Annotated in this window: 21 protein-coding genes and 3 pseudogenes; 8 read left to right on the top strand and 16 right to left on the bottom strand. The window is 63.5% G+C overall.

What is annotated here, in order from left to right:
* Nucleotides 1–4 precede the first annotated feature (4 nt).
* From trbL to ET21_RS0115660, 5 genes are read left to right on the top strand one after another with little or no spacing between them, the layout of a single operon-like run.
* Nucleotides 5–1,369: a P-type conjugative transfer protein TrbL gene (trbL, locus tag ET21_RS0115680; protein ID WP_030540422.1), complete on the top strand. Its 1,365-nt coding sequence runs from the start codon at nucleotides 5–7 to the stop codon at nucleotides 1,367–1,369.
* A complete protein-coding gene (gene trbF / locus ET21_RS0115675; protein ID WP_030540421.1) occupies nucleotides 1,369–2,052 on the top strand; it encodes a conjugal transfer protein TrbF in 684 nt (227 codons plus the stop codon). The genes trbL and trbF overlap by 1 nt, the downstream gene beginning before the upstream one ends.
* Nucleotides 2,049–3,098, top strand: coding sequence for a P-type conjugative transfer protein TrbG (trbG, locus tag ET21_RS0115670; RefSeq protein ID WP_030540420.1), 1,050 nt, complete (start codon nucleotides 2,049–2,051; stop codon nucleotides 3,096–3,098). The genes trbF and trbG overlap by 4 nt, the downstream gene beginning before the upstream one ends.
* A complete protein-coding gene (locus tag ET21_RS0115665) occupies nucleotides 3,095–4,315 on the top strand; it encodes a TrbI/VirB10 family protein (protein WP_030540419.1) in 1,221 nt (406 codons plus the stop codon). The genes trbG and ET21_RS0115665 overlap by 4 nt, the downstream gene beginning before the upstream one ends.
* A 1-nt stretch (nucleotide 4,316) precedes the next feature.
* Nucleotides 4,317–4,541 (top strand): DUF2274 domain-containing protein, encoded by a 225-nt coding sequence (locus tag ET21_RS0115660; protein WP_030540418.1) that lies wholly within the window; start codon nucleotides 4,317–4,319, stop codon nucleotides 4,539–4,541.
* Between the two features lie 16 nt (nucleotides 4,542–4,557).
* Here ET21_RS0115660 and ET21_RS27140 read toward each other — a convergent pair whose 3' ends face one another.
* The 12 genes from ET21_RS27140 to ET21_RS0115605 form a co-directional block, all read right to left on the bottom strand.
* Complete coding sequence (locus ET21_RS27140; protein ID WP_081856744.1) at nucleotides 4,558–5,454, bottom strand: LysR family transcriptional regulator; 897 nt, start codon at nucleotides 5,452–5,454, stop codon at nucleotides 4,558–4,560.
* A 272-nt stretch (nucleotides 5,455–5,726) separates the two neighbouring features.
* On the bottom strand, nucleotides 5,727–6,488 hold the full coding sequence (locus ET21_RS0115655) for an SDR family NAD(P)-dependent oxidoreductase (protein WP_030540417.1): 762 nt from the start codon (nucleotides 6,486–6,488) through the stop codon (nucleotides 5,727–5,729).
* Nucleotides 6,485–7,684, bottom strand: coding sequence for an acetyl-CoA C-acyltransferase (locus ET21_RS0115650; protein ID WP_030540416.1), 1,200 nt, complete (start codon nucleotides 7,682–7,684; stop codon nucleotides 6,485–6,487). The genes ET21_RS0115655 and ET21_RS0115650 overlap by 4 nt, the downstream gene beginning before the upstream one ends.
* A gap of 11 nt (nucleotides 7,685–7,695) precedes the next feature.
* Complete coding sequence (locus ET21_RS0115645; protein ID WP_030540415.1) at nucleotides 7,696–8,823, bottom strand: acyl-CoA dehydrogenase family protein; 1,128 nt, start codon at nucleotides 8,821–8,823, stop codon at nucleotides 7,696–7,698.
* 235 nt (nucleotides 8,824–9,058) lie between these two features.
* Nucleotides 9,059–9,712: a CoA transferase subunit B gene (locus tag ET21_RS0115640; protein ID WP_030540414.1), complete on the bottom strand. Its 654-nt coding sequence runs from the start codon at nucleotides 9,710–9,712 to the stop codon at nucleotides 9,059–9,061.
* Nucleotides 9,709–10,416: a CoA transferase subunit A gene (locus ET21_RS0115635; RefSeq protein WP_030540413.1), complete on the bottom strand. Its 708-nt coding sequence runs from the start codon at nucleotides 10,414–10,416 to the stop codon at nucleotides 9,709–9,711. The genes ET21_RS0115640 and ET21_RS0115635 overlap by 4 nt, the downstream gene beginning before the upstream one ends.
* The gene (locus ET21_RS0115630) at nucleotides 10,413–11,255 is read right to left on the bottom strand and encodes a CoA ester lyase (RefSeq protein WP_030540412.1); all 843 of its coding nucleotides are present in this window, start codon (nucleotides 11,253–11,255) and stop codon (nucleotides 10,413–10,415) included. Before ET21_RS0115630 ends, ET21_RS0115635 begins: the two co-directional genes overlap by 4 nt.
* The gene (locus tag ET21_RS0115625) at nucleotides 11,252–11,707 is read right to left on the bottom strand and encodes a MaoC family dehydratase (RefSeq protein WP_030540411.1); all 456 of its coding nucleotides are present in this window, start codon (nucleotides 11,705–11,707) and stop codon (nucleotides 11,252–11,254) included. The genes ET21_RS0115630 and ET21_RS0115625 overlap by 4 nt, the downstream gene beginning before the upstream one ends.
* Nucleotides 11,707–13,563 (bottom strand): biotin carboxylase N-terminal domain-containing protein, encoded by a 1,857-nt coding sequence (locus ET21_RS0115620; RefSeq protein ID WP_030540410.1) that lies wholly within the window; start codon nucleotides 13,561–13,563, stop codon nucleotides 11,707–11,709. Before ET21_RS0115620 ends, ET21_RS0115625 begins: the two co-directional genes overlap by 1 nt.
* Nucleotides 13,564–13,577: 14 nt before the next feature.
* Complete coding sequence (bioB, locus tag ET21_RS0115615; RefSeq protein WP_030540409.1) at nucleotides 13,578–14,564, bottom strand: biotin synthase BioB; 987 nt, start codon at nucleotides 14,562–14,564, stop codon at nucleotides 13,578–13,580.
* Nucleotides 14,565–14,569: 5 nt separating this feature from the next.
* Nucleotides 14,570–16,171, bottom strand: a complete 1,602-nt coding sequence (locus ET21_RS0115610; protein ID WP_030540408.1) for a carboxyl transferase domain-containing protein — start codon at nucleotides 16,169–16,171, stop codon at nucleotides 14,570–14,572.
* Entirely contained in the window at nucleotides 16,168–17,283 is a 1,116-nt protein-coding gene (locus ET21_RS0115605; RefSeq protein ID WP_223810981.1) for an acyl-CoA dehydrogenase family protein, read from the bottom strand. The genes ET21_RS0115610 and ET21_RS0115605 overlap by 4 nt, the downstream gene beginning before the upstream one ends.
* 138 nt (nucleotides 17,284–17,421) lie before the next feature.
* Here ET21_RS0115605 and ET21_RS0115600 point away from each other — a divergent pair, with 138 nt between their 5' ends.
* A complete protein-coding gene (locus tag ET21_RS0115600) occupies nucleotides 17,422–18,294 on the top strand; it encodes a LysR family transcriptional regulator (protein WP_030540406.1) in 873 nt (290 codons plus the stop codon).
* An 8-nt stretch (nucleotides 18,295–18,302) separates the two neighbouring features.
* Here the strand turns inward: ET21_RS0115600 and ET21_RS0115595 are convergent, their stop codons facing one another.
* The 3 genes and pseudogenes from ET21_RS0115595 to ET21_RS0115585 all read right to left on the bottom strand — a co-directional run.
* A complete protein-coding gene (locus ET21_RS0115595) occupies nucleotides 18,303–20,315 on the bottom strand; it encodes a TonB-dependent receptor (RefSeq protein WP_030540405.1) in 2,013 nt (670 codons plus the stop codon).
* A 277-nt stretch (nucleotides 20,316–20,592) separates the two neighbouring features.
* A complete protein-coding gene (locus ET21_RS0115590; protein ID WP_030540404.1) occupies nucleotides 20,593–22,503 on the bottom strand; it encodes a sigma-54-dependent Fis family transcriptional regulator in 1,911 nt (636 codons plus the stop codon).
* A gap of 257 nt (nucleotides 22,504–22,760) precedes the next feature.
* Nucleotides 22,761–23,570 (bottom strand): annotated as a pseudogene (locus ET21_RS0115585) (AMP-binding protein); the annotation flags it as partial.
* A 13-nt stretch (nucleotides 23,571–23,583) separates the two neighbouring features.
* On the opposite strand from ET21_RS0115585, the pseudogene ET21_RS27135 reads away from it, so the two are divergent.
* Nucleotides 23,584–23,964 (top strand): annotated as a pseudogene (locus ET21_RS27135) (transposase); the annotation flags it as partial.
* A gap of 47 nt (nucleotides 23,965–24,011) precedes the next feature.
* On the opposite strand, the gene ET21_RS0115580 reads toward ET21_RS27135, so the two are convergent.
* Nucleotides 24,012–24,644 (bottom strand): hypothetical protein, encoded by a 633-nt coding sequence (locus ET21_RS0115580; protein ID WP_025292306.1) that lies wholly within the window; start codon nucleotides 24,642–24,644, stop codon nucleotides 24,012–24,014.
* 131 nt (nucleotides 24,645–24,775) lie between these two features.
* Between ET21_RS0115580 and ET21_RS0115575 the strand changes: the two are divergent.
* A pseudogene (locus ET21_RS0115575) lies at nucleotides 24,776–25,561 on the top strand (IS110 family transposase); the annotation flags it as partial.
* Nucleotides 25,562–25,872: the final 311 nt, after the last annotated feature.

The raw sequence follows: 25,872 nt of genomic DNA, 5'->3' as shown, positions 1-25,872 counted from the left end.
AGTCATGGGTGGCACCGGCGTCATCGACCACTTCCTCGAGGTCTTCACCCGCTACATCGACAGCGGCTTCGGCCTGCTCAGCGGCGAAGTCGCCTTCATCGCCACGACGCTGATCGTCATCGACGTGACACTGGCGGCGCTGTTCTGGAGCTGGGGCGCCGACGACGACATCATGGCGCGGCTGGTCAAGAAGACCCTGTTCGTCGGCGTCTTCGCCTACATCATCTGCAACTGGAACAACCTCGCCCGGATCGTCTTCGAGAGCTTCGCCGGCCTCGGCCTGAAGGCGAGCGGCACCGGCTTCTCGACCGCTGACCTCATGCGTCCAGGAAAGGTCGCCCAGACGGGCCTCGATGCCGGCCGGCCGCTGCTCGATTCCATCTCCAGCCTGATGGGCTATTGGTCGTTCTTCGAGAACTTCATCCAGATCGCCTGTATGTTCCTCGCCTGGGCGCTGGTCCTGCTCGCCTTCTTCATCCTCGCCATCCAGCTGTTCGTCACGCTCATCGAATTCAAGCTGACGACGCTGGCGGGCTTCGTGCTGATCCCGTTCGGCCTGTTCGGCAAGTCGGCCTTCATGGCCGAACGCGTGCTCGGCAACGTCATCTCTTCCGGCATCAAGGTGTTGGTGCTCGCGGTCATCATCGGCATCGGATCGCCCCTGTTCTCAGAGTTCACTTCCGGCTTCGGCGGCGCAACGCCCACCATCGACGAAGCCATGGCGATCGTTTTGGCCGCCCTCTCGCTGCTCGGCCTCGGCATCTTCGGTCCGGGCATCGCGAGCGGCCTCGTCTCCGGCGGCCCGCAACTCAGCGCCGGCGCAGCAGTCGGCACGGGCCTGGCTGCAGGCGGCATGGTCGCGCTGGCCGGCGGCGCCGTTGGCGCCGCAGCGTCGGGTGGCGCCGCGCTGGCAGGTGGCGCTGCCGCCGCCGCCCGTGGCGGCGCGGCAATGGCTGGCGGTGCATCCACCGCCTACAGCCTCGGCGCTGCCGGTCAGTCCGGCGCGGCCGGGGTTGCATCCGGGCTCGGCGGCGTTGCCCGCGCTGGCGGCAGCGCCGCCGTCTCACCACTGCGCCGCGCCGCCTCGCGCGCCGCGGAAAGCATGCGCTCCAGCTTCAACGCAGGCGGCAAGGCCGCCTTCGAAGCGACGGGCGGCACATCCACCGCGGGCTCGATCGGCGGTGACGCGGCCGGTGACGGCGCCGCTGCCGCCAGCTCCGCGAACGCCGGCGGTCCCCCTGCCTGGGCACAGCGCATGCGCCGCTCGCAGCACATGACCCATGCCGTCCAGGCCACCGCGCACGCCGTCCGCTCCGGCGATGCCCATGGCGGCGGCTCCTCTGTCAATCTGTCCGAAGGCGATCGCTGATGTTCAAACGACCCTCGACCCACTACGGCAAAGCTCCCGAGCCAGAGACGCCGTATCAACGCGCCGCCCAGGTCTGGGACGAGCGCATCGGCGCCTCGCGCGTGCAGGCCAGGAACTGGCGTCTCATGGCGTTCGGCTCCCTGATCCTCTCGGTGGGGTTCGCCACCGCGCTCGTCGTGCAGTCGGCGCGCGGAACCATCGTGCCTTGGGTGGTGCAGGTCGATCGGCTCGGTCAGGCGCAGGCGGTCGCACCCGCCGAAGCGGACTACCGTCCGACCGATCCGCAGATCGCCTTCCACCTGGCGCGTTTCATCGAACAGGTCCGCTCGATTCCGTCGGACGCCATCATCGTGCGCCAAAACTGGCTGCGCGCCTATGACTTCACGACCGACCGCGGCGCCATGGCGCTGAACGATTACGCCCGGTCTAATGACCCGTTTGCAAAGGTCGGCCGCCAACAGATCGCGATCGACGTCTCCAGCGTCATTCGCGCGTCTCCGGACAGCTTTCGCGTCGCCTGGGTCGAGCGCCGCTACGAGAACGGCCAGCTCGCCGAGACCACTCGCTGGACCGCGATCCTGACGATCGTGGTGCAGGTCCCACGCAACGCCGACCGGCTCAGGGCGAACCCGCTCGGCATCTACGTCAACGCTATCAACTGGTCACGGGAGCTTGGGCAATGAAGCCGTATTTCCGTAAAGCCGGAAACCCGGCTTCACACATATCCGCAGTCTCGGCTTTCCGCAGAGCGTCATTCCCGATGGTCCTGCTGGCGACAACCGCGCTTGCCGGCTGCGCCACCACAAATCCGCCACCGGAGATCTCCTACGACAATGCGGCTCCAGCCGTGCAGACGGTCGATCCGCCAGCGCCCGTAACGGTAGTCGAACTGCCTCGGCCGCTGCCGCTGCCTGGCCAGTTACAGCGTGTGCCGGAGACGCGGCGCGCGCCAGAGCCAACCGATCCCACGGCCAGGGTCAACCAGGCCAATGCCGCTGCGCGTATCCAGCCGGTGCGTGACGGCTTCATCAACTCGATGCAGGTCTATCCCTTCACGCAGGGCGCGCTTTATCAAGTGTACACCGCCGTCGGGCAGATCACCGACATTGCGTTGCAGCCCGGTGAGCAGCTTGTCGGCTCGGGGCCTGTCGCCGCCGGCGACACCGTGCGCTGGATCATCGGCGATACCGAGAGTGGTTCGGGCGCGACCCGCCAGATCCACATCCTCGTGAAACCGACCCGCGCCGATCTGATGACGAACCTCGTTATCAACACCAATCTGCGCACCTATCATATGGAGCTTCGCTCGACCGAGCGGACCTATATGGCCTCGGTGTCCTGGCAATATCCTCAGGACCAGCTCATCGCGCTGCGCCGGCAGAACGCGGAGGCCCAAGCCACCCAGCCGGTGGCGAGCGGCGTCGATCTCGCCAACGTCAACTTCCGCTATGCCATCGACGGTGACCGTGCTCCGTGGCGGCCGCTGCGCGCCTTTGACGACGGCCGCCAGGTCTTCATCGAATTTCCGCGCGGCATCGGTCAGGGCGAGATGCCGCCGCTCTTCGTCGTCGGTCCCGAGGGCAACACCTCCGAGCTGGTGAACTACCGCGTGCGCGGCCACCACATGATCGTCGACCGCCTGTTCGCCTCCGCCGAGTTGCGCTTCGGCTCCGGCGATCGGCAGCGGCGCGTCCGCATCACCCGCACCGACGGGAGGCCGGCATCGTGAGCGAGAACGAGCCCTGGAATGAGGAAGTCCCGGACAAGGATACGCAGCCGCTGACCGGCGAGCCGGTCGGGCCTGCGCCGATGCGTTTGCGTGCGGAGCCACCGCGCGTCACCCGGCTATCGCGCAAGGTCCTCGCGGGAATTGGCCTCGTCGCCAGCGTCGGACTCGGCGGTGCTCTCGTCTATGCGCTTCAGACCCGTGATGGCGGCCGTCCGAACGAGGAACTCTACTCGACGGAGAACCGCTCGACCGCCGATGGGCTCGCTGGCTTGCCGCGGGACTACAGCGGCGTGCCTCGCCTTGGACCGCCCCTGCCGGGCGATCTCGGCCGCCCGATCGTCGGCGCACGGGAGCGGGGTCAGCCTGTTCCAACGCCCGGCATCGCCCCCCCCAATCCCGGCATCAGTCCGGAAGAGCAGCGCAGATTGCAGGAAATCGAGACGGCCAGGACCAGCCGGCTGTTCTCGGGCTCCGAGACTCGCGCCGGAGCCTCAGCCGCAACGCCGGCCATCGCTGCACCGCCGACGCCCGACTTGGCGAGCCTTGGCCTCGCGCCTCAGCCGGCAACGCCATCGGCGCAGGACCGCCAGAACGCCTTCCTCAACGCGGCCCCGGATCGCCGCACCGTCGCGGCCGATCGTGTCGCTGCGCCGGCGTCGCCGAACATCCTCCAGGCCGGCGCGGTTATATCGGCCGCGCTTATCACCGGCATCAGATCCGACATGCCAGGCCAAATCACGGCGCAGGTCACCGAGAACATCTACGACAGCCCGACGGGTCGCATCCTTCTCGTGCCACAAGGTACGCGAGTCATCGGCCAATACGACAACAACGTTCAGTTCGGTCAGAGCCGCGTTCTGCTCGTTTGGACTCGGCTGATTTTCCCGAACGGCCGCTCGATCGTCCTTGAGCGGCAGCCTGGGGCCGATGTTGAAGGGTTCGCCGGTCTGCAGGACGGCGTCGATTATCACTGGTGGGACCTCGCCAAGGCAGCCGGGCTATCGACGCTGCTCAGCGTCGGCGCGGAGCTTGCCACCAACGATGACGACCGGCTGATCCAGGCGATCCGGAACGGGGGCCAGGATACGATCAATGACGCTGGCCAGCAGATCATCCGCCGCCAGCTCAACGTCGCACCCACGCTGACAATCCGACCCGGCTTCCCAGTGCGCGTGATCGTTACGCGCGACCTGGTGCTCGAACCCTACGGAGGTTGAGATGACCAAGCTCAAACTCGGCGTGATCGCAGAAGACAAGCCTGTCAAAGTCACAGTCGAACTGCCGGCGCCGCTCCATCGCGATCTCGTTGCTTATGCGGAGATCCTAGCCCGCGAGACTGGTCAGCCGGTGGCCGAGCCGGCGAAACTCATAGCGCCCATGGTACAGCGCTTCATTGCCACCGACCGCGGCTTTGCAAAGGCGCGCCGCCATTCACCTCAATGACAGTCGCAGTCGGTTTTCACGCCTTCCTGCCGCCACGCCCTACCGCTTCCGCAACTGCTATGAGGCGGAGGACTGCTGGATTTGCATTGTCAGAGCGCCATATCGCCGACGCTGGCAGTGCGTCGGATTCGCCAGCGAGCGGAATGAAACGCAATCCTTCCACTCGGCGGGCGGCAGACTCATCGACAAATGTTATCCCGCATCCCGAGACAACGAGATCAAACACACTGGCCTCTGAGACGTCCTGAATATCTATTTTCGGCCTATGCCCGCCCTGCGTCAGCTTCGCGATTATCCGGTGCTGAACTTCTGAGCCTTGCTCAGCCTTGGATAATAGAATTGTGTCATTGCGAGTGTCTTGCCATGTGAGGACTTGGTGATTGAAAAGTCGGTGAGTGTTCCCCAAGGCCGCTAAAATGGCTTCTCTCCATAACACCCGAGTTTCGCAGACGGGATTGCAGTTGGTTCCGATCAGGAAGGCGACGTCGAGCGTTCCCATGGCCACGTGATGGCTCGTCCTACTCGTCGTATCTTCCGTGAGGGTGATGTTCACCGATGGAAATAGAGCTTTAAACTGACGCAGCACATCACCAAACAACCCGCCGGTGCGCGATGATGCAATTCCGACGCGAACTTGACCCACCTCACTGTCGACAGCAACTGCGTAACGAGCGGCGAGATCTAATTGCTGGGCGCCTGCGATTGCGCGTTCCAAGAATGCGGCGCCTGCGGTGGTGGGCGAAACACCAGTTCGACTTCGCCTGAACAGGGGAAAGCCTAATCGGTGCTCAAGATGCTGAATGCGTCGGCTTAGTGACGACTGTGACAACGCCAACATCTCTGCTGCTCGTCGAAAACTGCCAGTTTCCGCCGCCGCGATCGCGCAGCGCAGATTTCGCAGATCCAGGATCATATTGGGCAAACATCACTCCCCCATGCGAATTTGCGCTTCAAACGACCGCGTTTTGTGCCGGACTTTGGCCTTGCCAAAACCCTTGCGGTAGTCCTGCGTCGCGAAAGCTTCGTCGCCGATAAGGGAACACGCTCCTGTGCCGCCCGCGGGAGTCTACAAGCGCTACTAACGACCAAAATCAGACTTCCCCTCACAGCACGGGACGGTGCCGTCTTGAACAAGTGACTTCCAACTTTGCCGCGATCACGATCATTTCTTCCGTCCCGCTCCACTCACCGGGTTGCCATCCGGATCGCGCCATCTAGGCGGATGACTTCGCCATTGAGCATCGGGTTGGTCAGGATCGCTTCGATAAGCTGCGCATATTCGGACGGCTGGCCCAGGCGGCTGGGGTGGGGCACCTGCGCGCCCAGTGCCGCCTGCACATGCTTGGGGAAGGCTGCGACCATTGGGGTCAGGAAAATGCCCGGCGCGATCGTCATCACGCGAATTTTCAACGGGGCTAAGTCGCGCGCGATCGGCAGGGTCATGCCGACCACGCCACCCTTCGACGCGCTGTAAGCCGCTTGTCCGATCTGCCCGTCATAGGCGGCGACGCTGGCGGTATTGACGATCACCCCGCGCTCGTCCTCCACCGCGTCCAGCGCAGCGGCGCGCGCGGCAAATTTGGCAATCAGGTTGAAGCTGCCGATCAGATTAACCTCGACCGTGCGGCGGAACAGGTCGAGCGTGTGGGGCACATATTCCTTGCCCACCGTCTTCATCGCCGGCGCGATCCCCGCGCAATTGACCAGAATGCGGGCCGGACCATGCGTGGCCTCGGCAGCATCCAGCGCGGCGGCGACGCTGGCATCATCGGCGACATTGGCGGCGACGAACGATGCGCCGATCTCCGCCGCCGCGGCCTGCCCCGCCTCCGCATTCATGTCGAGGATCGTCACCCGCGCCCCGGCCTCCGCCAGCATCCGCGCGGTCGCATGGCCCAGCCCCGATGCGCCCCCGGTAACGATGGCAGCCTGTCCCGCGATCATCATGCCTTCGCTCCCTGCACCAGTTCAACCGCCATCGCGGTCGCTTCCCCGCCGCCGATGCACAGCGCCGCGACGCCGCGCGTCTTGCCGTACGTCTCCAGCGCCGAAATCAGCGTTGCCAGCACCCGCGCGCCCGACGCACCGATCGGATGGCCCAATGCCGTCGCGCCGCCATGGACGTTCAGCTTCTCCGCCGGAATGTCGAGGTCACGCGCGGCGATCATCGCGACCACGGCAAAGGCTTCGTTCACCTCGAACAGGTCGACATCGCCCGCCGACCAGCCCGCTCTTCCCAGCGCCTTGCGGATCGCGGGCACCGGCGCGGTGGTGAAGCGCGCGGGTTCCTGCGCATGGGCGGCGATCGCCGCCACACGCGCGACGATGGGCAGGCCCAGCCGCGAGGCGACGCTCTGCCGCGTTATCACCAGCGCGGCGGCCCCGTCGGAAATGGAGGAGGCATTGGCGGCGGTGATCGTGCCGTCCTTCGCAAAAGCGGGTTTCAGGCTGCGGATTTTCTCCGGCTTGGCCTTGCCCGGCTGCTCGTCGCTATCCACCAGCGTCTCGCCACCGCGGCCCGCGACCGTCACCGGCGCGATCTCGCGTGCAAAGGCCCCGCTGGCGATCGCCGCGCGGGCGCGGTCGAGCGAGCGGATCGCGAAATCATCCTGTTCTTCGCGACTGAACTGATAGTCGCGCACCGCATCCTCGGCAAAGACGCCCATCGCCTTGCCCGGTTCATAGGCATCCTCCAGACCGTCCATCATCATCGTGTCGATGATGCGGTCATGGCCAATGCGCGCGCCGCCGCGATGCTTGCGCAGCGCATAGGGAGCGTTGGTCATGCTTTCCATACCACCCGCGACGATGATGTCGGCGGTCCCGGCGGCCAGCGCCTCGGCCGCCATGATCGCTGCCTGCATGCCCGATCCGCACATCTTGTTGACCGTCGTCGCCTCGACCGACAGGGGCAGGCTCGCGCCCAGCGCCGCCTGCCGCGCCGGGGCTTGGCCCAGGCCTGCGGGCAGCACGCAACCCATATAGATGCGATCGATCGCGTCCGGGGCGACGCCCGCCCGCTCGACCGCCGCCTTCACCGCCGTCGCGCCGAGATCGGTGGCCTTGACCGCGGACAGCGCGCCCTGAAACCCGCCCATCGGCGTGCGGGCATAGCCTGCAATGACTACCGGATCGTCCTGCATCTCAGTTCTCCTCAGAGGGCGCGCGCAATCACCATGCGCTGGATGTCGGACGTGCCTTCATAGATCTGGCACACCCGCACATCGCGGTAGATTTTGGCGATGCCAAAATCTTCAAGATAGCCATAGCCGCCCAGCGTCTGGACTGCGGCGGACACGACAGCCTCGGCCGTTTCCGACGCGACCAGCTTGGCCATCGACGCTTCTTTCAGGCACGGCAGCCCAGCATCTTTCATCGACGCGGCGTGCAGCACCAGCTGGCGCGCAGCCTCCAGCCGGGCGGCCTGATCGGCGAGGCGGAAGCCCACCGCCTGATGCGCGATAATAGGCTGGCCGAAGCTCTTGCGGTCCTTGGCGTAATCGATCGCGAACTCCAGCGCCGCTTGCGCCATGCCGATGCATTGCGCGGCGATGCCGATGCGGCCAACCTCGAGATTGGAGAGCGCAATACCATAGCCCGCGCCCTCCGCACCCAGCCGCAATTCTTCCGGCACGAACAGATCGTCGAAGCGGATCGCGCAGGTGTCCGATGCGCCCTGCCCCAGCTTGTGCTCAACCTTGTCGACGCTGTAGCCCTCGCTATCGGTCGGCACGATGAAGCCGGAAATGCCGCGCTTGCCCGCCGCCGGATCAGTTACGGCATAGACGATGGCGATACCGGCAATGCGCCCCGAGGTGATGAACTGCTTGGCCCCGATCAGCCGATAGCCGCCCCCTTGCCTTATCGCGCGGGTGCGGATAGCCGATGCGTCGGAGCCGGCGTCGGTTTCGGTGAGCGCGAAGGCGCCGATCATCCTGCCAGCGATCAGGTCCGGCAGGAAGCGAGCCTGTTGCGCCGCCGTGCCATCCTTCAGCAGGCCCGACACGATCAGGCTGTTCTGGATCGACACGATGGTCGAGAGCGCGCCGTCCGCCGCGGCGATCTCCATCAGCGACAGTGCGTAGGACACATAGTCCGCGCCCGCGCCGCCGACTGCTTCCGGCGCGGTCATGCCCAGCAGGCCCAGCGCTGCCAGTTCTTCGAACAATTCGGGCGGATAGGCCTTCGCCGCTTCATAGGCGGCGCTGTTCGGGCGAATCTGTTCCTGCGCGAAATCGCGCACTGCGTCGCGGATGGCGGACTGGGTCTCGGTGAGAATCATGAACCTCCTCCAAATGGCACATCGCTAAACGACCTCGCTTTTCGCTCGGAGCAACTGCCAAATGAAACGTAGTCCGCGATGAGGAGGGTGCCGTAACTAAGCGTCGCAACAGGCGCGCTGTCGTTCGCCAACGATCCCATCATCAGCGAAAAGGAAAGTGGCGATCTGACGAATATCGCCGAAGCCTGTCGACCTTGAGGGGATGTCGATCTGCGAAAAGAAGTACTGTCCTGCATCAGCGTTCGAAGCGCGCGCTTGTCAGCGCCTCGATCGTTTCGAGATCCACGCCGGGTGCGATCTCGACGAGGCGAAACGGCCTGTGATGATCGGGTCGCTCGAACACCGCGAGATTGGTGACGATCATGTCGACCACATTGAGCCCGGTGATCGGCAGCGTGCAGTCGGGAATGAATTTGGGCGTGCCGTCCTTCGCGGCATGATCCATCACGACGATGATCTTCTTCACACCCGCGACCAGGTCCATGGCGCCGCCCATGCCCTTCACCATCTTGCCGGGGATCATCCAGTTGGCGATGTCGCCATTTTCTGCTACTTCCATCGCGCCCAGGACCGCGAGATCGATATGGCCACCGCGGATCATCGCGAAGCTGTCGGCGGACGAGAAATAGGATGTCTGGGGAAGCTCGGACACGGTCTGCTTGCCCGCATTGATGAGGTCGGCATCCTCCTCGCCCTCGTAGGGAAAGGGACCGATGCCGAGCATGCCATTCTCCGATTGCAGCGTGACCTCGACGCCCGGCGGCACATGGTTCGCAACCAGGGTGGGGATGCCGATCCCGAGATTGACGTAGAATCCGTCCCGGAGCTCGCGCGCGGCACGCGCCGCCATCTGGTCCCTCGTCCAGCCTTGCGAACTGCCGCTCATCATGCCTCCTCCCGCGCGCGCACCGTGCGCTGCTCAATTTTCTTCGTGTAAGGTGCGCCGCAGATCAGGCGATTCACGTAGATCCCCGGCAAATGAATCTGATCGGGCTCGAGGGTGCCGGTCGGCACGATCTCCTCGACCTCGGCGATGCAGATGCGCCCGCAGGTCGCGGCCGGCGCGTTGAAGTTGCGGGCGGTCTTACGGAAGACCAGATTGCCGCTTTCATCGGCTTTCCAGCCCTTGATGATCGACAGGTCGGCCGTGATGGCGAGCTCCAGCACATAATCATGCTCGCCGAACCGCCGGACCTCCTTCCCCTGGGCCACGAGAGTCCCGACTCCGGTGCGGGTATAGAATCCGGGAATGCCCGCGCCTCCCGCCCGCATACGCTCGGCGAGCGTCCCTTGCGGACAAAATTCGACCTCGAGTTCGCCGGTCAGATATTGTCGCTCGAACTCTTTGTTCTCGCCGACATAGGAGGCGATCATCTTGCGCACCTGACGGGAGCGAAGGAGCTTGCCGATCCCTTCATTATCGATGCCGGCATTGTTCGAGGCGAAGGTCAGATCGCGCACGCCCGAGGTCTCGATTGCGTCGAGCAGCCGCTCGGGGATGCCGCAAAGCCCGAAACCGCCGCTCGCGATCGTCATGCCATCGGTCAATAGACCGGCCAGCGCCGTATCGGCGTCGGCATAGATTTTTCTCACGCAATCTCTCCTGCTGTCTGAAGGATGCGCCGAGCCTGCTTGAGGTGCGGCGCATCGATCATCTGTCCTTCGAGCTGAAGCGCACCGGCGTCAGGCCGGGCGGCGAACGCCGCGACGATGGCGCGGGCCCGAACGAGCTCGTCCTCGTCCGGCGTAAAAGCCTGGTTGATGATCGCGACCTGCGCCGGGTGGATCGCCATTACGCCCGTGAAGCCGTCGCGCCGCGCGCGGCGCGCATAGTCGGCAAGGCCGTCGAGGTCGCGAAAGGCCGGGAACACCGTCTCGATAGCGGGCACATCGGCGGCGTGCGCGGCGAAGAGCGTCAACGACCGTGCGAGCTCGTACGGCGGGGTATAGCGGCCATCCTCCTCGCGAGAGGTCGCCGCGCCGATCGCGGCGGGCAGGTCTTCAGCGCCCCAGGTCAGACCGAGAAGATGGCGCGAAACCTCGGCATAGCTGCCGAGCCCGAAGATCGCACGCGGCGTCTCGGTCGCGATCGGCAAAATAGGTGCTGCGCCGATGCGCTGCGCGAGCGACATCACGCTTAATGCGCCTTCCGACTTGGGCAGCAGGAAACCATCGGGTGCGCAATCCAAAACCGCCGTCAGATCGTCTTCGAGCAATCCGCTATCCTGAGGATTCACGCGAACGAAAAGTTTCACCTGACGGTCGCCCTGTTCGCGCAGGAAGCGCGCCGTCGCCTCGCGCGCGGCGAGCTTGGCCGAGGGTGCCACCGCATCCTCCAGGTCGAGAATGAGCGCATCTGCACCGGTTCGTAGCGCCTTCTCCATCCGGTCGGGACGATCTCCGGGCACGAACAGCAGCGAACGCAGCCTCATGCCTCCCCCTTCCGATGCAGCAGCGCGGATCGCAGGCATCTGCACACGATCTCGTCGCGCTGGTTGAGCAGCCTGTGCTCGAACGTGACGATGCCGGCTGAGGGACGCGAGCGGCTATCCGTCAGCTGCGCGACGTCGGTTTCCGCGCGCAGCGTGTCGCCGATGAACACCGGGGCCGGCATGGCCAGCTTGTCGTAGCCCAGATTGGCGACAAGCGTGCCGAGCGTCGTGTCACCGACGGACAGGCCGATCATCAGCGCAAAGGTGAAGGTGCCGTTGACGAGGATCCGGCCAAATTCACTGGCCTCAGCTGCCTCCCGATCAAGATGGAGCGGCTGCGGATTATGGGTCATGCACGAGAACAGCAGATTGTCGGTCTCGGTCACCGTCCGGCGGATGTCATGCGTGACGCTGTCGCCAACCTGCCATTCGTCATAATAGCGACCAGTCATCAGGCCTCTCCCTCGACGCGGACCAGCAGCGTGCCTTCCGAAACCTGCGCGCCCTCGCTGGCCTTGAACTCGGCAACGATCCCGTCGAAGGGCGCGAGTAACGCCTGCTCCATCTTCATCGCCTCGATGACGACCAAGCGCTGCCCCTTTGTGACGGCATCACCCTGCCTCACCGCGACCGCGATCACGCGGCCCGGCATGGGCGATAGGATCGCTCCGTCGCCTCCTGCCGCGCCGGTCGTCCCTGGCTCGGCACGCCACGGCTCGAAAGCCCAGGCTTCGCCGTCGACGAATATCAGGCCGTCCTCCACCCGAGCAGTCGAAGGGTTCTTGGACAGACTGACCAGATAAGGCTTGCCGGCAACGGCGACCTCGATCTCCTGCGAAGCGTGCCGGTTGGCGCGGAAACCCTGCAGTGCCGTCCACGGATCGTCGCCATCGCTCGTGAGCAAGGCGCGCGCCGCCGCATCCAGCACGGATGCTCCCGGTTCGGCAGACGGGATCAGCGTTTCAGCGTGACGTTCGATGAAGCCGGTATCGATATGCGCGGCGAGAAAATCGGGATGGCTTGCCGCGCGCGCCAGAAAGGCTGCGTTGGTGCGGACAGGCCAGACCTCGACCTGGCGGACCCCTTGCGCAAGTTGCTGTGCGGCCTGTTCGCGTGAAGGCGCATGAGCGATGATCTTGGCGATCATGGGATCATAATAGGGCGTGACCTCGCCGCCCTGCTTGACACCGCTGTCGATGCGCAGATCGGAGGGAAAGCGCAGATGATCGAGCGGGCCGGTAGACGGCAAAAAGCCGGTGGTCGGATTCTCGGCATAGAGGCGGGCCTCCATCGCCCAGCCGTCGATCGTGAGATCCTCTTGCCGCTTCGGCAGCGGCTCGCCCGATGCAACGCGCAGCTGCCATTCCACCAGATCCTGACCCGTGATGCTCTCTGTCACGGGATGCTCGACCTGAAGCCTGGTATTCATTTCCATGAACCAGATCCGGTCGGCGCGCAGGCCCTCGGAGCCATCGGCGATGAACTCTATCGTGCCCGCGCCGACATAGTCGACCGCCTTGACTGCCCGCACCGCCGCCTCGCAGATCGCGTCGCGCGTCGCGGCGTCCATTCCAGGTGCAGGCGCCTCTTCGATCACCTTCTGGTGGCGGCGCTGAAGCGAGCAGTCGCGCTCGAACAGATGGACGACATGGCCATGGGTGTCGCCGAATACCTGCACCTCGATATGGCGGGGCGAGAGGATATATTTCTCGATGAGAACGCGGTCGTCGCCAAACGATGCCGCCGCCTCACGCTTGCAACTGGCGAGCGCCTCGGCGAAATCCGGCGCCGCCTCGACCCGCCGCATCCCCTTGCCACCGCCACCCGCGACCGCCTTGATAAGGACGGGATAGCCGATCGCATCGGCTTCGCGCTGCAGATGATCGGGCGACTGATCGGCGCCGAGATAGCCGGGCGTCACCGGCACGCCTGCGGCGATCATGCGCTCCTTGGCGGCATCCTTGAGACCCATGGCGCGGATGGCCGCCGGCGGCGCGCCCACCCAGACCAGCCCGGCCGCGATCACTGCCTCGGCGAACTCGGCATTTTCGCTCAAGAAACCATAACCCGGATGGATGGCCTGCGCGCCCGTGGCACGCGCGGCCTCGAGGAGAAGATCCTGGCGCAAATAGCTGTCCCTCGCCGGCGCCGGTCCGATGCACACCGCCTCATCGGCCTCACGCACGAAGGGCATTGCCGCATCGACGTCGGCATGCACCGCGATGGTGCGAATGCCGAGCCTGCGGGCCGTGCGGATGATGCGCCGGGCGATTTCGCCGCGATTGGCAATGAGGAGGCTCTCTATCATGGACGTCCGGCCTTTCATGCGGCCGCCTCCTGGCCGCCATCTTGTGTGTCGAGGGCGAAGAGCCCGAGCTTTGCGAAAAGGGCCGCGTCGCTGTTCGCGCCGGCATTGCCGGCTGTCAGCAATCGGTCGCCCGTGAAGATGGAATTGGCGCCCGCCATGAAGCACAGCGCCTGCATCGTCTCGGACATGCTTTCCCGGCCCGCCGACAGGCGCACCACCGACCTCGGCATCAGGATCCGGGCAACCGCGACGGTACGGACGAACTCGATATCGTCGATCCGGGCCGACGGCACATCGCGTAGCATGTCGCCCAGCGGCGTTCCCGGCACCGGTACGAGGGCGTTGAGGGGAACGCTTTCCGGCGGTTCGGGCAGGTTGGCGAGCGCGTGGAGGAAGCTCACCCGATCCTCGCGGCTTTCACCCATGCCGAGGATGCCGCCACAACAGACTGCCATGCCGGCGGCCCGCACCCGCGAAAGCGTGTCGAGCCGATCCTCGAAGCGGCGCGTCGAGACGATCGCCCCATAATGTTCGGGCGAGGTGTCGATATTGTGGTTATAATAATCGAGCCCCGCGCCTGCGAGGCGCTCTGCCTGATCGTCTTCCAGCATGCCGAGCGTCATGCAGGTCTCAAGACCCAGTGCCTTCACCCGCGCAATCATGTCGAGCAGCGCCGGCATGTCGCGCGCCTTTGGGCTGCGCCAGGCCGCCCCCATGCAGAAGCGCGATGATCCCGCGGCTTTCGCGACGGCGGCGGCGGTGACGACGTTGTCGACATCGACGAGCTTGCCAGCCTTGAGCCCGGTCTTGTGGTGGGCCGATTGCGAGCAATAGCCACAGTCCTCGGCGCAGCCGCCTGTCTTGATGGAGAGAAGCGTCGAAAGCTGGATGGCATTAGCGTCATGGTGCCAACGGTGGATCGCCTGGGCCTCGCCCAGGAGATCGAGCAATGGTCGCTTGAAAAGGGCCGCGATCGCTGGCCGGGTGATGGGTGTCCGCATCGCCATCACATCCGGAAGATGCCGAACTGCGCCCGATCCGGGATCGGCGCGTTCAGCGTGGCGGCGAAAGCGAGGCCGAGCACGTCGCGGGTCTGGACCAGATCGATCACGCCATCGTCCCATAGCCGCGCCGTCGCATGATAGGGATTGCCCTCCTCCTCATATTTCTGGCGGATCGGCGCCTTGAACGCCTCGGCTTCCTCATGCGTCCACCTGTCAGCATCCCTGTGGACGGTGGCGAGCACCGAGGCCGCCTGCTCGCCGCCCATCACCGAGATCCGCGCATTGGGCCAGGTGAACAGGAAGCGAGGCTGGTATGCGCGCCCGCACATGCCGTAATTGCCTGCGCCGAAGCTCCCGCCAATGAGCACGGTGATCTTGGGGACGCTCGCGGTCGCGACCGCCGTCACCAGCTTGGCGCCGTTCTTGGCGATTCCTTCCGCTTCATATTTGCCACCGACCATGAAACCGGAGATGTTCTGGAGGAACAGGAGCGGCACGCGGCGCTGGCAAGCCAGTTCGATGAAATGCGCGCCCTTGAGCGCGCTTTCAGAGAACAGCACGCCGTTATTGGCGAGGATCGCCACCGGCATGCCCCAGATGCGCGCGAAACCGCAGACCAGAGTGGTGCCGTAGAGCGACTTGAACTCATGGAGTTCCGATCCGTCGACGATGCGCGCAATGACCTCGCGCACATCATAGGGCGCGCGCACGTCCTGCGGCACGATGCCATAGAGGTCTTCTGGCGCATGGAGAGGCGGGCGCGGCGCCTGCAGGTCGATGTCGAGCGCCTTGGGCCGATTGAGGGTCGCGACGATGTCGCGCACGATCGTGAGCGCGTGCGCGTCACTCTCTGCGACATGATCGACGACCCCGGATTTGCGCCCATGGGTTTCGGCGCCGCCCAGATCCTCGGCCGAGATGATCTCGCCGGTCGCGGCCTTCACCAGCGGCGGACCGGCGAGGAAGATCGTGCCCTGGTTTCGCACGATGATCGTCTCGTCCGACATGGCGGGCACATAGGCGCCGCCCGCCGTGCAGCTGCCCATCACGCAGGCGATCTGGGGGATGCCCTGTGCCGACATCTGGGCCTGATTATAGAAGATGCGCCCGAAATGATCGCGGTCGGGGAAGACGTCCGCCTGATGCGGCAGGTTCGCGCCGCCCGAGTCCACGAGGTAGAGGCACGGCAGCCGGTTCTCGCGGGCGATCTCCTGCGCCCGCAGATGCTTCTTCACCGTCATCGGGAAATAGGCGCCGCCCTTCACCGTCGAATCATTGGCAAGGATCATGCACTCGCGACCCGAAACCCGGCCGACACCGCCGATCACCCCAGCGCCAGGCGCCGCGCCCTCATACATATCGCCGGCAGCGAGCTGCCCGATTTCAAGGAAAGGCGCGCCGGGATCGAGCAACCGCTCCACCCGGTCGCGCGGCAGCAGCTTGCCCCGGGCCACATGCCGTTCGCGCGCCGCATCCGATCCGCCCCGCGCGGCGGCCGCGACCTTCGTGCGCAGATCCTCGGCGAGAGCACGGTTATGCCCGACATTGTCGCGAAATATGTCGCTTTCGCGCGAGATCGCCGTTTGGATGACAGGTCCGCTCATTGCGCCACGCCGATCAGTTCGCGACCGATCAGCATACGGCGGATTTCATTGGTGCCTGCGCCGATATCCAGAAGCTTGGCATCGCGCATATAGCGTTCGACAGGCCAATCCTTCGTATAACCGGCGCCGCCTAACGCCTGCACCGCCTCCAGGGCGACGCGCACGGCATTTTCGCTTGCCAGAAGGATTGCGCCGGCCGCATCGAAGCGGGTGGTCCTGCCCGCGTCACAATTGCGTGCCACGGCGTAGACATAGGCGCGCGCTGAATTGAGCGCGACATACATATCGGCGACCTTCGCCTGCATCAGTTGAAAGGAGCCGATCGGCTGGCCAAACTGCTTGCGGTCCCGGACATAAGGGATGACCGTATCGAGGCAGGCTTGCATGATGCCCAGCTGGATGCCCGCCAGAACCGCACGCTCATAGTCGAGGCCGCTCATCAACACTTTCGCGCCGCCATTGAGCGGTCCCATGACATTTTCGCGCGGGACTTCGCAGCCGTCGAACACCAGCTCTGCCGTCGGCGAGCCGCGCATTCCCGTCTTGTCGATCTTCTGCCCGATCGAAAAGCCCGCCATGCCCTTCTCGATAAGGAAAGCGGTGATCCCCTTGCTGCCTTCGCCGGTCCTAGCATAGACGACTAACGTGTCGGCATAGGTGGCATTGGTTATCCAGAATTTCGTGCCATCAAGAACGAAGCCGACACTCGTCTCTCGCGCCTTCAACTTCATCGACACGACGTCGGAGCCGGCTCCCGCCTCGGACATGGCCAGCGATCCCACATGGTCGCCGGAAATCAACCGCGGCAGATATTTCGCCTTCTGATCCTCATTGCCCCAGCGGCGGATCTGGTTGACGCAAAGGTTGGAATGGGCGCCATAACTAAGGCCGATCGAGGCGGAGGCCCGGCTGATCTCCTCGCAGGCAAGAACATGCTCAAGATAACCGAATCCGAGACCACCCCATTCTTCTTCCACAGTGATGCCGTGCAGGCCCAGATCTCCCATCGCGGTCCACAATTCGTCGCGCGGGAACCAGTCCTCGGCATCGATCTTCACTGCCAGCGGAGCAATGCGTTCGGTCGCGAAGCGTCTTGTCGTCTCGCGAACCATATCGGCGTTGTCGCCGAGTCCGAAGTCAAAATCAGCAGCCAAATGCCCACTCCATTGTGCCGGGTCTACCCCAGGCATAGCATCGGGCATTCCCCTAGAAAAATTGACCGGACCGCAAGCATTTGATAGATGTCATCTATGATAGAGCGCTACCTCATCCATTATTTTCTGGCAGTAATGGATCAGGGAAATTTCTCGCGTGCAGCACAGCAGTGCCGCATTTCCCAGCCCACCCTGTCAGTCGGGATAGCCAAGCTCGAGAGCCTCGTCGGGCATATGCTTTTCCAGCGTACGAACAGGCGGGTCGAACTGACCACTCATGGCGCGACTTTCGCTCTCCACGCACGCCGCATCGAAGCCGAGTTTGCCAAGGCGACATTGGCAATGGCCGTGGATCAAAAGCGAACACTTATACGGCTCGGTCTCGTTTCGACCCTGCCCGCGCTGTGGATCGAAAGCGCGACGCGTGAAGCGAGCATTGCTGAAGGCGAAAAGCTGGAGATCGTCGAAGGACGAATGAGCGAACTCGCGCCACGCCTGGAGCGAGGGCGATTAGACGTGGTCATCGGCATCGTGAACGGGGACGTCGATGATGAACGGCTTCTCTTTGAGGAGCCCTACAGTCTCGCGCTCTCGGACAACCATCCTCTCGCGACGCGTAGCAGCGTCGATCCTCAGGAAATCGCAGATGCTGACATGATCGTTCGTCGAAGCTGCGAAGCCCTGTCCGATGTCAGTCGGTTTTTCACGCAGCGCGGCGTCAGACCTTCTTTTTCCGCCCGCACATTCAATGACGACCGTGCGGTCGTCTTTGTACGGGCGGGTCTTGGCATGACGGTAATGCCACGCTGCTTCCGGCAGCCAGGTATCGCAATGCCGGAACTTTCAGGCTTTCATATGCGCCGGAAGATCGGAATGCTGATCGATCCTGTGACGGCCGGCAGGGTAAAAGACAGTCAAAGCCTCAAATTCTTCGCCGAGACTCTTCGTTCCGCGGCCACGACTGGGTAATCCTACAATCAGCCCTTGAAACTGACGCCGATCCACAGCGTGCGCGGCGTGCCCAGGTCCATCGATCCGCCGGTGTTGCGCGTCACCACCTTCTCGTCGAACAGATTTTCGCCCCGCGCCGTCAGCGCGACGCCATGGCCCAGCGGCAAGCGCGCGAGCGCATCCACGGTCAGCGCCCTGGGCAGTGTGTCGATCTGAAGATCATCCTCATATTGGCTCGACACATAATGGACCGACGCGGAGAGCGTCGGCCCCTGCGCCGGCGTCCAGGCCAGCGTCGCGCTGGCGCTGTTGCGCGGCGTCTGCGCGGGCGCGAAGCCGTCGAACGCCTTGCCTGGCGCATCGACCTCGCTGTGGCTGTAGGCATAGGAGGCCGACAGGCCGAAATCGCCCAGACGCGCGCTGGCCGTAAGTTCGATCCCCTTGGCGACGATGCGGTTAACATTCTGGCGCTGGCGGGTGTTGGTGCCGATGGTGACATTGGCGATCGCATCGTCCAGCCGGTTGTAGAAGGCGGTCGCGCCCAGGGTCACGCCGGGCAGCGGGGTCAGGTCGAAGCCCGCCTCCACGCCCTTCAGGCGCTCGGGCTTCAGCGCCGCGTTCGCCTGCGTCGTGATCGGGAAGACCACGAATGGCCGGTACAGCTCGTTCAGCGTCGGCAGGCGAAAGCCGGTATAGCCCGCCCCGCGCAGCGCGAGCGCGCCGCTCAGGCGCAGGATCGCGCCCGCCCGCCCCGAAAACTGCCAGTCGGACCGGTTGGCGTAATCGGTCGCTGTCACTGCACCGGTGCTGGCGTTGGCCTGATGATAGAAGCCGTCGCTGATCGTCCAGTGATCCGCCCGCACGCCGCCGGTCAACACCAGGCCTTCTAGCGTCCAGTCGTCCTCGGCGAACAGGCCGGTCGTCACCTGCTGCCCACCGGCATGGCGGCGGAAGGTGACGGGATTGCTGGCGATATTGGCGTCATAGGCGTCCTCATACATGTCGCCCAGCGCGAAGCGCGTATCCGCGCCCAGCCGCAGTACATGATCCGACCCGACCGGCGGGCGGATCTCGATCTTGCCGCCAAGCCCCATGGACGGCGTGTTGCGCTGGTCGAGCGACTTGCGGAAGGTGGAGGCGGAGATCACGATATTGGAAAAGTTGCGCGCCTGGATATAGGCGAGCGCATCAACCTGCCAATCGCCGCGCGAGATGAAGCGAACACTGGCGTCCTGCCCTTCGTTCGCGGAGTCCGCGCCCTTGAACCGCAGCGTCCTGTCGTCCTGAAAGATCGTGGCGCGGAACTGCAATTCGGACGTCACGGAGAGCGGCGCGACCGCGCGTAAATTGGTGGACCAGCTATCATAGGCGGCGGGCACGGTCGCCGCGACGCGCTGCGACTTTGGCGTGGTCTGGAAGCCGTTCCCCCGGTCCCAGCGCCCCGACAGCGAAACATAGCCGCCGCCTAGGTCCGGCGTGACGCTGGCCGACATCTCGGCGGCGTCATGGCTGCCATAGAAGGCGCTGGCAGCGAAATCCGGCAACTGGTCGCGCGTGGCGCTGGCCAGCTCGATCGTGCCGGCGACAGCGCCCGCGCCGAACGCACCCGACCCGCCGCCGCGCGTCACCCGCACAACGGACAGACGGTCCGGAACCAGCGCGGAGAAAGGAATATAGCCAAAGAAGGGATCGGCCACGGGCACGCCGTCCAGCAACACCAGCGTCCGGCTGGATGCATTGCCACCCAGCGCCCGCAGGGTCGCGCCCTGGTTGGACGGGTTCGACGCCCGGCTGTCCGACCGACGAAACTGCTGGGAGCCGGCGACGTTGGCCAGCACATTCTCCAGCCGGCCCGACGCATTGTCGAGCAGCCGTTGCCGGTCGATCGCCACCGATCCATAGGCGGGCGTACCGGGTGGCAGGCCCAGCCCCTGTCCCGTTACGATGATCGAAGGTGCATCGGCGCCTGCATCATCGGGGGGCTGCGCCAGCACTCCGGATGGCACCAGCAGAAGTATCAGCAGCAGATAGTCTTTCATGATGCGTCCACGCCCTCTGGAGTTTGGAGCTTTCGTTGATTGGGCCATCGCGCGTCGCACGCATGTGCCGACGCCGCGGAAACCCGGGCTTAACAGAGCTGAGTTAGATCACAGCATGCGCCGGCATGAGATGAGCAGGATATCACTCAACATTGCCCGAGCAAGTCGCAGATGCAGATCAAATCTACGTAATGATTCTCATTTATCTGTTTCGCGCAAATAACCGAAAAACCTTGCGGTAAGGCTAATGCGCAACCAACTAACACGTCATGGAGAGTTAAAATATGGTCTTAACGCCCTGCACTTCGATATTATACTTACGCATCTTACGATAAAGCGTCGGCCGGCCGACCCCCAATTGACGAGCCGTAGCGGCAATATTTCCCGCACATTGATGGAGCGCCATTAATACCGCATCCCGCTCCGTTCGTTCGAGCGAAGCCACCTCGCGCCCCACATTCGAACGAGTTTGCCTCATCTCCTCTGGAAGATGCCTTGGCGCGATCAGCGCGCTCCCGGCAGCGAGCGCGATGGCCCGACGAAGAATGAGGCTCAGTTGGCGGATGTTCCCGGGCCATGCGAAGGACCGCAGACATTCCAGTGCGTCATCCGAGAGGGAAAGTGTCAAACGATCGCCGATTTCGCGATCGACGATTTGTCCTATGAGTTCCGACAAATCCGCTCGCTCGCGTAAGGGGGGCAAGGTGACGCAGAGTCCATCAATGCGGTAGTAAAGGTCTTCCCGAAATTCGCCCGTGGCGACGAGCGCCTTGAGGTCACGATGGGTCGCACAGACCAGAGAGATATCGATCGGCCTGTCCTTCGATCCGCCCACCGGCATGACGGCCCGCTCCTGCAGAACCCGCAGAAGACGAGCCTGTAGCGAGAGCGGCATGTCCCCGATCTCATCCAGGAAGAGTGTTCCACCATGGGCCTGCTCAAATTTACCCGGAGCGCCTCCCCGGCGAGCGCCGGTAAACGCCCCTTCCACATATCCGAACAATTCGGCCTCGATCAGTCCGTCGGGAATGGACGCACAATTTACCGGCACGAACGGCCCGTTTCGCCGCGGCCCTGAGGCGTGCAGCTCCCGCGCAAGAACCTCCTTTCCAGTTCCCGTCTCGCCGGTTAGGAGAACAGGAATATCACGAGCGAACGCCAGCTTCGCGTCGCCAATGGTGTCCAGCAGGGCGGGATCGGAACAGAACATGTCAGAAGAGGCATGAGACGAACGCTTGCCCGAGGGCGGCGGCAAGAGCGCCTTACCAACCCGCATAACGTCATCTGCATGGCGGGCGAGACTGAGGTGGACGCGGATGCCGGCCGGCGTGTCTGTCACGATCGGTTCGGCATTGCGGCCGCTAAGCTCGTCAACCGCACGCGCAAAAGGCAGGTCGAACATGTGATCGAACTCTGTCGCCGAACGCGTATGCCCAAGCAGCTTGCGCGCGATCTGGTTCCCACCGAGCAATTGCCCATGTTCCGAGAAAGCGAGAACGGCAGCCAAGGGCGTGCGAAGCAGGTCAGGGTGATAATGTAACGAGACGTGCAGAGCGCCCGGAAGGTCAAGCAGCATATGATTTTCTATGGCTCGGGCGGCAACCCGCAACGCCTCGCAAACTGATGACAGATCCCTGCCGCTGCGGCAGGTGGCATTCAAGACGCCGATCAGGTCCCCGTTAACGTCGAACAGAGGAACGGCCGCGCAAGAATAGCCATGAATCTCGTCAAGGAAATGCTCGTTGGCGTGGACAATAAAGGGTTTCTGTTCCACGAGCGCGCATCCCGGCGCTCCGGTGCCGATCGCACTTTCGCTGAGGGAAACCCCGTTCCGGAAAAGACTCTCCAGTTCGCGGCACGGCCCTTCGGCGTCGCCGATCGAGCAAATGACAAATCCGCTGACGTCAAGGCAGGCCAGCACCCAATCCTGCGTGTGAAACGCTTTGTAAAGCCGTGTCATCTCCGGCATCGCATAGCGAATGAGCCGTTCACCCCTTTCTGTGGCGATCCGGCGTTCGCCAGGCGCCGCCATGTCGAACAACCTCTTGTCGGACGCGCTCAAACCCAGGCGTCTTGATCGCTCCCAGGAACGCGTGATCGGCTCGGGCACCCACTGCGACACGATACTCTCGCCCGAGAAGAAAAGATCTCGTGCCCTCCTTGTCTGGCGGACCTGTTCCAGATTCATGGATTGCCTCTCGTACCGTTGTCTTTCCGAACGGTGGGGTGCCCGGCGCCTGGACCGGACGGCGCTGATCCCTCTCTCCATTCGAACATCTTTATCGCCCGTCATGCTAGCTTGTTCGACGGACGCGAACAACCATCTCTCCTTCTCTGGAAGATCCGATCGTGCCGAAACAGATCGATGCCTGGCGATCACAAAAATGGTCGGCCAGGCGACACATGCGCCTGGCCGACCATAGTGGCTCAAGGGGAGAGGAATACTCAAGCCACCAAGCCCAGTTCAGCTTCCATCGTCTTGCGCATCTCGAACTTCTGCGCCTTGCCCGTGACCGTCATAGCGAAGCCCTCGACGATGCGGACATAGCGGGGAACCTTGTAGTGGGCGATCTTACCCCGGCAGTGGGCAATCACATCGTCGGCGCTCAGCCGATGGCCGGCTCGCGCTATGACCCATGCGCAGACTTCCTCACCAAATTTAGCGTCGCTGACGCCAAAGACCTGCACATCGACGATCAACGGGTGGCCAAGCAGGAATTCCTCGAGCTCGCGCGGATAGATATTCTCGCCGCCCCGGATGATCATGTCCTTGATGCGGCCGGTAATGCGAACATAGCCCCGCTCATCCATCACCGCGAGATCGCCCGAGTGCATCCATCCTTCCGCGTCGATGGCATCGTCGGTCTTTTCCGGATCGTTCCAATATCCCTGCATCACCGCATATCCGCGCGAGCAATATTCGCCCTGTTGGTTCACCTGCAATGTCTCGCCGTTCAACCCTACGATCTTTGCTTCGGCATGAGGGTGGACGCGGCCCACCGTCGCCACTCGCTCTGCGACGGGATCGTCTATCGACGTCTGCGTCGTCAGGGGACTGGTTTCGGTCATGCCATAGCCGATAGTCACCTCGCGCATGTTCAACCGATCCATGATCTGCTCCATCATGGCCGCCGGGCAAGGGGCGCCCGCCATGATCCCGGTGCGCAAGGACGAGACGTCGAACTGATCGAGGTCCGGATGGTTGAGGATCGTGATCAGCATGGTCGGCACTCCGTAAAGCGCCGTACAACGTTCATCTCGCACTGTTCTGGTGCAAAGTCGCCGCAACGCCAAGGCGGCAACGCGCCTGATGCGCAAGCTGTTGAGGGGCCAGGGCCGGGCGCCACGGGTAATGATCACCGACAAGCTTCGATCCTATGACGCGGCAAGGCGAGAGATCATGCCGGGTGTGGAGCATCGTTCCCACAAAGGCCTGAACAATCGGGCGGAAAATTCCCATCAACCGATCCGACGACGAGAGCGGATCATGAAGCGGTTCAAATCGACCCGACATTTGCAGCGCTTCGTCTCTATCCACGATCCGATTGCAAACCTCTTTCATATTCCCCGTCACGACATCTCCTCCGGCCATCATCGCGAATTGCACGCCGCTGCAATGGACCAATGGGCAAAAATCGCTCGACTATAACCTGCCGCAGATACCCTGCATCCCAGCTCGCCTCGCAACGGTTAAGTTTACGATGCAATCACATGCCCTGATAGGTCCGTTGTGACGCAACCCATGATGTGGAGATATCGCAGCAGCGAGCGAAGCCGCTCCGCGACAGACTTCAGCGAGCCGCGCGTCAGTTTCGGCGCGCGCAGATCCATGTAACGGTCTATGTCAACGATGCTCAGACCCGCCAAGCCGCCGCTTCCGCAATCGATCTGCCAGGCAAGAAAGTTCCGGGCTTCCCACATCAGCGCTGCGACGCTGGAGCGAGCCAACCCGCGTTCCTCACGCAGCCAGATTTCGTATTCGTCGCAAACTGCAAATCGGGCCACATCGGCCGCGCAGATAGGCTCGATTGCTGGCGGCCATTGACCGTGAGCAAGTCGCAACAACGCATGAATCCCGGAACGCGGAACCTTGTACCAGCGTGCGCTGGGACGTCGACCACGCTCCTTTTCGAACTTTACGATCGCGTGCCGCAGGTATTGCTCTACCTGCACGTCGATCACGTCTGCGACCGGGACGCCCCGCAGTACCAGATAATCGAGAAATCCAGATGCGTAGGTGCAGTAATTCCTCACCACGACCGGGCTGTATCCCTGACTGAGAAGCGAGGAATTGAGTGCGGAAATAAGTTCGTGATGGTTATCGAGCATTGGCGGGTCCTCTGTTGGTCAATTGACCCGCAGAGGTTCGGCACCAAATAATGCAAAGCAAGCCCATCCGAAAACGGCGAAAATCCGCCGATCAGGCCGCGTTCCTCCGCATTATGGAGACCTCGTGATTAGTGAAGCGGAACAAGAACGATGCGATTGATGCTGAAGCGATTGCCGAGGCTGCGCAGCGCCCAGGCATGCGCTTCGTGGCGGTGAAAAGCGAAGAGCAACAGGCCGCAGGGCTCGTGTTCCGCACACGTGACCTAGCGGTGCGGCAGCGCACTCAGTTGATCAACGCCATTCGCGGGCACCTAGCGGAGTATGGTTGGGTAGCACCGCGCGGCACAGCGCATATGACAATGCTCGCCGACCTGCTCGAGGATGAGGAAATGACTTCAAGTCTGCCTGCAGCGGCACGGCCCATGTTCAAGCTCATGGTCGACATGCTGGCCGATCTCGACAAGCAGATTGCCGTGCTGGACCGTGAGATCGCACGGCGTGCTAAGGAGGATGAAGCAGCCAGGCGGCTAATGACCATTCCAGGGATCGGTCCTATCGCTGCGACCGCCATCATCGCGCTGGCCCCGCCGGTCGAGACGTTCCGTAAGGGGCGCGACTTCGCGGCTTGGCTTGGCCTCGCCCCCCGTCAGCACTCGACCGGCGGCAAACAGCGGCTCGGCAGCATATCGAAGATGGGCGAGCGGACGATCAGGCGACTACTGATTATCGGAGGTAGCTCGATGGTGCGTCAGGCCTGCCGGTTCGGCGCGCCGGCCGGCTCGTGGCTGGAGCGGATGCTCGCGCGCAAACCGCGCATGCTCGTCTCGGTGGCGCTCGCCAACAAGATGGCGCGCATGGTCTGGGCACTGCTCACCAGAAATGAAGATTACAGAGCTCCGGCAGCAGTTGCGGCGTAAGCCAAGGCAGCGGCCAGAGGCGTCGGGGACGTAGGCGGTCGAAGGAGGGTATGGCACAACAGTCGGCGAGACGGGGCTGGAAGAACCAGGGAATGGCAGAGCGCTAACCAAGCGCGTAAACCTGTAATGGATCCGGTCCGCGAACTCCCATACTGGCCCGCAGCATATGGCGCTGCTCATCGAGGCCGGACAGATGACAGCATCCGACTACGTGCCAACAAACCCCGATTTACTGCTTGCATCCGAAGGGGCGTCCACAGATGCCATACCGAATGAGCTTCTCGATCAGCTTTTGGCGGGCGGCGCTGCCA

This window comes from Sphingobium sp. DC-2, assembly GCF_000722555.1.
Classification (GTDB): domain Bacteria; phylum Pseudomonadota; class Alphaproteobacteria; order Sphingomonadales; family Sphingomonadaceae; genus Sphingobium; species Sphingobium quisquiliarum.
This window is presented reverse-complemented; position numbering and strand designations above follow the sequence as displayed.